Annotated in this window: 8 protein-coding genes; 7 read left to right on the forward strand and 1 reads right to left on the reverse strand. The window is 65.3% G+C overall.

Annotated features, from left to right (window positions below; genetic code table 11):
• Position 1 precedes the first annotated feature (1 nt).
• From JNN06_RS13995 to lpxB, 5 genes are all read left to right on the forward strand, one after another.
• Positions 2–577, forward strand: a complete 576-nt coding sequence (locus JNN06_RS13995) for an OmpH family outer membrane protein (protein WP_291240210.1) — start codon at positions 2–4, stop codon at positions 575–577.
• Between the two features lie 79 nt (positions 578–656).
• Complete coding sequence (gene fabZ, locus JNN06_RS14000) at positions 657–1,112, forward strand: 3-hydroxyacyl-ACP dehydratase FabZ (protein ID WP_291240211.1); 456 nt, start codon at positions 657–659, stop codon at positions 1,110–1,112.
• A gap of 5 nt (positions 1,113–1,117) precedes the next feature.
• Positions 1,118–1,903, forward strand: coding sequence for an acyl-ACP--UDP-N-acetylglucosamine O-acyltransferase (lpxA, locus tag JNN06_RS14005; protein WP_291240212.1), 786 nt, complete (start codon positions 1,118–1,120; stop codon positions 1,901–1,903).
• Positions 1,900–2,742 (forward strand): UDP-2,3-diacylglucosamine diphosphatase LpxI, encoded by an 843-nt coding sequence (gene lpxI, locus JNN06_RS14010; protein ID WP_291240213.1) that lies wholly within the window; start codon positions 1,900–1,902, stop codon positions 2,740–2,742. Before lpxA ends, lpxI begins: the two co-directional genes overlap by 4 nt.
• Complete coding sequence (gene lpxB, locus JNN06_RS14015) at positions 2,739–3,863, forward strand: lipid-A-disaccharide synthase (protein ID WP_291240214.1); 1,125 nt, start codon at positions 2,739–2,741, stop codon at positions 3,861–3,863. The genes lpxI and lpxB overlap by 4 nt, the downstream gene beginning before the upstream one ends.
• Before the next feature lie 46 nt (positions 3,864–3,909).
• Here lpxB and mnmA read toward each other — a convergent pair whose 3' ends face one another.
• Complete coding sequence (gene mnmA, locus JNN06_RS14020) at positions 3,910–5,046, reverse strand: tRNA 2-thiouridine(34) synthase MnmA (protein WP_291240215.1); 1,137 nt, start codon at positions 5,044–5,046, stop codon at positions 3,910–3,912.
• 138 nt (positions 5,047–5,184) lie between these two features.
• On the opposite strand from mnmA, the gene JNN06_RS14025 reads away from it, so the two are divergent.
• Complete coding sequence (locus tag JNN06_RS14025) at positions 5,185–5,463, forward strand: DUF1153 domain-containing protein (protein ID WP_291240219.1); 279 nt, start codon at positions 5,185–5,187, stop codon at positions 5,461–5,463.
• A 94-nt stretch (positions 5,464–5,557) separates the two neighbouring features.
• Entirely contained in the window at positions 5,558–6,280 is a 723-nt protein-coding gene (gene ctrA / locus JNN06_RS14030; RefSeq protein WP_291240216.1) for a response regulator transcription factor CtrA, read from the forward strand.
• Positions 6,281–6,327 lie beyond the last annotated feature (47 nt).

The following is a 6,327-nucleotide window of genomic DNA, read 5'->3' on the forward strand; positions in this document are numbered from 1 at the left end:
CATGCCGGGCGCGGCGCGGCTCCGTTCTCTTGCGCTGGCGGCGCTCTTCCTCGCGGGCAGCGGGGCAGGGGCGCTGGCCCAGCCGCTTCCGACCGCCGCTTCGCCGCCCTCCGGCGTCGCCGTCCTGTCGCAGGATCAGCTGTTTTCCGGCAGCGCCTTCGGCAAGGCCCTGCTGGCGCGGGACGAGGCCGCCCGCCGCGTGCTTCAGGCCGAGAATCAGCGCCTCGATGCCGCGCTGGAGGCCGAAGAGCGCGATCTGACCGCCCGCCGCGCCAGCATGGCGCCGCAGGAATTTGCCGCCCTTGCCTCGGCCTTCGATGCCAAGGTGAAGGGCATTCGCGCCGCGCAGGAGGCCAAGGTGCGCGATCTTGCCCGCGAGGCCGATCTGGGCCGCCAGACCTTCGCCGATGCCGCCCGCCCGGTGCTGGAGGCGCTGATGCGCGAAACCGGCGCGACGGTCCTGCTGGATCGCAGCACGGTGGTCATGCTGCGCGACGGCGCCGATCTGACCGCCAGCGCCATTGCCCGCATCGACGCGGTGCTGGGCGATGGCACGGCCCTGCCGCCCAAACCCTGACACCACCCCTGCCGTTCCGGCACCCTGAAATTCCACGATCCTGACGCCGCAGCCGCTGCGGCCCCGACCGGAGACCAAGATGACCGAAGCCCTCACCGCCGACATCGCCCTGATCCAGCGCATCCTGCCGCATCGCTACCCCTTCCTGCTGGTGGACAAGGTGCGCGACATCGTGGTGAACGAATCCTGCGTCGGCATCAAATGCGTCACCATGAACGAGCCGCAATTCACCGGCCATTTTCCCGAAATGCCGGTCTTCCCCGGCGTCCTCATCATCGAGGCCATGGCCCAGACCTCCGGCATTCTGGTCGGCCTCTCGATGGATCTGGTCGACAAGAACGCCAAGGTCTTCTTCATGGGCGTCGATGGCGTGAAATTCCGCCGCAAGGTCGGCCCCGGTGACGTGCTGGAGCTGCATGTGAAAGCGCTGCGCGGCGGCGGCAAGGTCTGGAAATTCGAGGGCCGCGCCATGGTTGATGGCGAGCTGGCCTGCGAGGCCACATTCACCGCCATGTTCGACGTGCCGAAGGCCTGATCCGCATGGAGACCCGCATTCACCCCATGGCCGTGATCGAGCCCGGCGCCCAGATCGGCCCCGGCTGCGAGATCGGCCCCTTCGCCGTCATCGGCCCCGAGGTCGCCTTGGGCGCGGGCGTCGTGGTCAAGCCGCATGGCATCGTCACCGGCTGGACCGAAGTGGGCGATGACACTGTCATCTTCCCCGGCGCGGTCGTCGGCGAAGTGCCGCAAGACCTCAAGTTCCGGGGCGAGCGCACCCGGCTCAAGGTCGGCAAGCGCTGCAAGATCCGCGAGGGCGCCACGCTGAACACCGGCACCGAGGGCGGCGGCGGGTTAACCCAGATCGGCGATGACGTGCTGATGATGACCGGCGCCCATGTCGGCCATGATGCGGTTCTGGGCGACCGGGTGATTCTGGCGAATCAGGCGGCCATTGCCGGTCACTGCCATATTGGCGATGACGTGATCGTCGGCGGCCTCTCTGGCGTGCATCAATGGGTGCGTGTCGGGCGGGGCGCCATCATCGGCGCGGTCACCATGGTGACCAATGACGTGGTGCCTTATGGGCTCGTGCAGGGGCCGCGCGGCGTGCTGGACGGGCTGAACCTTGTCGGCCTCAAACGGCGCGGGGTGGAGCGGTCGGAGATCACCGCCTTGCGCGCCGCCTATCAGATGCTGGCCCAGGGCGAGGGCTCTTTCCTCGACCGGGCCCGCCGTCTGGCCGATGAAACCGATTCGCGGCATGTGCGCGAGATGACCGATTTCATCCTCGCCGCCACCGACCGCAGCTTTCTGACGCCAAAATGAGTCAAATTGCTATCATCGCCGGGGCAGGGCACCTGCCCGCCGCCGTCGCGGCCCAGCTCGACTCACCTCTGGTCTGCGCGCTGGAGGGATTCGCCCCCGAGGCGCTGGTGCCCGATCTGGTGTTCCGCGTCGAACGCCTCGTGCCTTTCCTGCGCGCGCTGTCGGATCGCGGCGTGGAGCGCGTCATCTTTGCCGGCGCGGTCAGCCGCCCGCGGCTTGATCCCTCGCTCTTTGACATGGGCACCGCCCAGATGGTGCCGCGCCTGCTGGCCGCCATGCAGGGCGGCGATGATGCCACGCTGCGCGCCGTGATCGACATCTTTGAACAGGCCGGATTCGAGGTCGTCGGCGTGCCGGATGTGGCGCCGGACCTGTTTTTGGCTCCGGGTGTATATGGCGTTACCCTTTCGGGGTCGGAGGGGGGGGAAACTGTATCTGCCGTTACCGTTTCCGAGGCAGATCAGGCCGATGCCGCCCGCGCCGCCGCCATCGTCGCCGCGCTTGGCGCGGTGGATGTGGGGCAAGGCGCGGTGGTGGCGCAGGGCCTGTGCCTTGCGGTGGAAACCCTGCCCGGCACGGACCAAATGCTTGATTTCGTGGCAAAAACTGCGCGGAGGCCCAATCCCGCAGGCGCGCGCGGCGTGTTCTACAAATCCGCCAAGCCGGGGCAGGACCGCCGCATCGACCTGCCCACCATCGGGCTTGAAACCCTCACCCGCGCCCATGCCGCCGGTCTCTCCGGCATCGCCTTTCCGGCCTCGGATGTCATCGTGCTGGACATGAAGAACGTGCTGCAACAGGCTGAAAAACTTGGGCTTTTCCTTTGGGCGCAGCCGTGAAAATCTTCCTCGTGGCGGGCGAGCCTTCCGGCGACCGCCTCGGCGCCGCCCTCATGGCCGGGCTGAAAACCCTCTCCCCCGGCATCCGGTTTGAAGGCATCGCAGGCCCCTTGATGCAGGCCGAGGGGATGGGCAGCCTGTTCCCGATGGAAGAGCTGTCCGTCATGGGCATCGCCGAGGTTTTGCCCAAGTATTTCAAGCTCTTGGCGCGCATCCGCGAAACCGCCGAGGCCGTGCTGGCCTCGGGCGCGCGGGCCTTGGTCACCATCGACAGCCCGGATTTCTGCCTGCGCGTGGCGCGGCTGGTCAAGGAAAAACGCCCTGAAATCAAGGTGATCCACTATGTCGCCCCCTCGGTCTGGGCCTGGCGCCCCGGCCGCGCCGCCAAGATGGCCAGGGTGGTGGATCACGTTCTGGCGCTCCTGCCGTTCGAGCCCCCCTATATGACCGCCGCCGGCATGACCTGCGATTTCGTGGGGCATCCGGTGGTCTCCGAACCCCTTGCCACGCCGCAGGAAATCGAGCAATTCCAAGGGGATGGCCCGCTGATCCTCGCGCTGCCCGGGTCGCGGCGCGGCGAGGTCAGCCGCTTGGCGCCGGTGCTGGGGCAGGTGCTGGCGCAGGTGAAAGCCGCCCACCCGCAGGCCCGCGTGGCCCTCCCCACCGTCCGCGGCGTCGCCGATCTGGTGGCCACCCTCACCGCCTCCTGGCCCATCCGCCCCGAGATCATCACCGACCCCGCCCGCAAGCGCGCGGCCTTCGCCGCCGCCGATGTGGCGCTGGCCGCGTCGGGCACCGTAAGTCTCGAGCTGGCCTCGAATTTTTGCCCGATGGTCATTGCCTACAAGCTGCATCCGATCAGCTTCTGGCTGATGAAACGCGCCGCCCTGATCGACACGGTGACGCTGGTGAACCTCGTCTCCGACACCCGCGCCGTGCCGGAATTCCTCGGCCCCGACTGCCGCGCCGAGACCGTCGCCCCGGCGCTGCTCGACCTGTTGCAAGACAGCCCCCGCCGTCAGGCCCAGCTGGAGGCCATGGCCCTCACCATGCAACGTCTCGGCCAAGGCGGCGAGCCGCCCGGCCTGCGCGCCGCCCGTTCGGTTCTGGGCGCGATCTGACCCGGCAAGACCCCGATTTTTCGCAGAAAAATCGCGCCCTTAGCGGTCAGCGCCCCCGCCAGATCCAGCCGCCGCCCAAGATGCGGCCGCCCTCGGGCGCGTAGAAAACGCAGGCCTGACCCGCGCTTACCCCGTCCTCCGGGTTCAGCAATTCAACCACCGCTTCGGTGGCCGAAATCGGCCGGATCACCGCCGGGCGCGGCGGGCGGGTGGAGCGGACCTTCACATTCACATGCCATTCCGGCTGGCTGTCAAAGCCCACATCACCCAACCAGTTGATTTCCCTCAAGGGAACCATCCGCGTCGACAGCGCCTCTTTCGGGCCGACGACCACGCGCCGCGCCTCCGGGTCCAGCCGCACCACATAAAGCGGCTCGCCCAGACCACCGATCCCGAGGCCTTTGCGCTGGCCGATCGTGTAGTGCAGCACCCCGCGATGCACGCCCAGAACCCGCCCCTCCAGATCGACAATTTCCCCCGGCTCGGCGGCACCCGGACGCAATTTTTCGATGACGGACGCATAGTTACCGTCTGGAACAAAGCAAATGTCCTGACTGTCGGGCTTGTCGGCCACCGGCAGGCCGTATTGTGCCGCCAGCGCCCGCGTCTCGGCCTTGGAGGCCAGATGCCCCAGCGGGAAGCGCAGGTAATCCAGCTGCTCCTGCGTGGTTGAAAACAGGAAATAGCTTTGATCCCGCGCCGCATCCGCCGCGCAATGCAGCTCGGCCTTGGCCGGGCCTTGCTTGCGCTGGATGTAGTGGCCGGTCGCCATGCAATCGGCGTCCAAGTCCTTGGCAGTGGCCAATAAATCCTTGAACTTCACCCGCTCATTGCAGCGGATGCAGGGCACCGGGGTCGCCCCCGCCAGATAGGCATCGGCGAATTCCTCGATCACCGCCTCGCGGAAGGTGTTTTCGTAATCCAGCACATAATGCGGGAACCCCATCGCCTCGGCCACGCGGCGCGCATCATGGATGTCGCGCCCGGCACAGCAGGCGCCCTTTTTCGCCAGCGCCGCGCCGTGGTCGTAAAGCTGAAGCGTGACCCCCACCACGTCATAGCCCTCATCCTTCAGCACCGCCGCCACGACCGAACTGTCGACGCCGCCCGACATGGCGACGACAACGCGGGTTTCGGACGGGGGCTTGGCAAGCCCCAGCGAGTTCAACGGCTGGTCCAGCATATCAGGGTTCCGGGAGTGGCGGCGCGCTTCGCGTCAATTGCTCAGGAATATAGGAAAATGCTGCGTACTCTCAAGACGCCGCTTCACCAAGGATTAAGGCAGTTTGACGAGACTGCTGGCATGCAGAAGGGGACACCTATGTATCTCAAACGTGTCGATGGGCCACGACAGGTCACTTTGCCGGATGGATCGGTGCTTTCGCGCGCCGATCTGCCACCGCCGGATACCACCCGCTGGGTGGCCTCACGCAAGGCTATTGTGGTGAAAGCCGTGATTTACGGGCTGATACCGGAATCCGAGGCGCTGGAGCGCTACGCCTTGTCCGAGGAGGAATTTGCGCTTTGGCGCGGTGCAGTGGAGAAACACGGAGAAAAGGCGCTGAAAGTGACAGCGATTCAAAAATATCGACAACTTTAGATTGTTTTTGCCGCTGGCTCTGCCACAGTAACCTGTAGTTAACCATTGACCCCCAGTATTGTTAACGTATTTGGCGCTGTAGCGGAGATCTGAGATGCGCATTCTGCTGGTGGAGGATGATCCCACAACCTCACGCAGCATCGAGTTGATGCTGACCCATGCCAACCTGAACGTCTACTGTACGGATCTGGGGGAGGATGGCATTGATCTCGCGAAGCTGTATGATTACGACCTGATCTTGCTGGATCTCAACCTGCCTGACATGAGCGGGCATGAGGTGCTGCGGCAGTTGCGCCTGGCGCGAATCGATACGCCGATCCTGATCCTGTCCGGGGCGGATGATACCGAGAACAAGCTGAAGGGCTTTGGCTTCGGTGCCGATGATTACATGACCAAGCCCTTTCACCGCGAAGAGCTGGTCGCGCGCATCCATGCGATCATCCGTCGTTCCAAGGGCCATGCGCAATCGGTGATCCGCACGGGGCGGCTTTGCGTCAATCTCGATGCCAAGACCGTGGATGTGGAGGGCAAGACCATCCATCTGACCGGCAAGGAATATCAGATGCTGGAGCTGCTCTCGCTGCGCAAGGGCACCACGCTGACCAAGGAGATGTTCCTGAACCATCTCTATGGTGGCATGGATGAGCCGGAATTGAAGATCATCGACGTGTTCATCTGCAAGCTGCGCAAGAAGCTGGCCGAGGCGACGGGCGGCGACAATTACATCGAAACCGTCTGGGGCCGCGGCTATGTGCTGCGCGATCCGGGTGAAGGTGCTGGCGCCCCTACCCCTGCCAAAGACGGCACCAACGGCTAAAATTTATAAGGTTCATCACGATAAAAACCGCCAGTGCAAACTGGCGG

Origin of the sequence: Gemmobacter sp. (assembly GCF_016792925.1) — a bacterium.
In the GTDB taxonomy this organism is placed as follows: domain Bacteria; phylum Pseudomonadota; class Alphaproteobacteria; order Rhodobacterales; family Rhodobacteraceae; genus Gemmobacter.

Coding starts and splice junctions, on each gene's coding strand:
- JNN06_RS13995 (WP_291240210.1), top strand. CDS start 2: ATGCCGGGCGCGGCGCGGCTCCGTTCTCTTGCGCTGGCGGCGCTCTTC.
- fabZ (WP_291240211.1), top strand. CDS start 657: ATGACCGAAGCCCTCACCGCCGACATCGCCCTGATCCAGCGCATCCTG.
- lpxA (WP_291240212.1), top strand. CDS start 1,118: ATGGAGACCCGCATTCACCCCATGGCCGTGATCGAGCCCGGCGCCCAG.
- lpxI (WP_291240213.1), top strand. CDS start 1,900: ATGAGTCAAATTGCTATCATCGCCGGGGCAGGGCACCTGCCCGCCGCC.
- mnmA (WP_291240215.1), bottom strand. CDS start 5,046: ATGCTGGACCAGCCGTTGAACTCGCTGGGGCTTGCCAAGCCCCCGTCC.
- JNN06_RS14025 (WP_291240219.1), top strand. CDS start 5,185: ATGTATCTCAAACGTGTCGATGGGCCACGACAGGTCACTTTGCCGGAT.
- ctrA (WP_291240216.1), top strand. CDS start 5,558: ATGCGCATTCTGCTGGTGGAGGATGATCCCACAACCTCACGCAGCATC.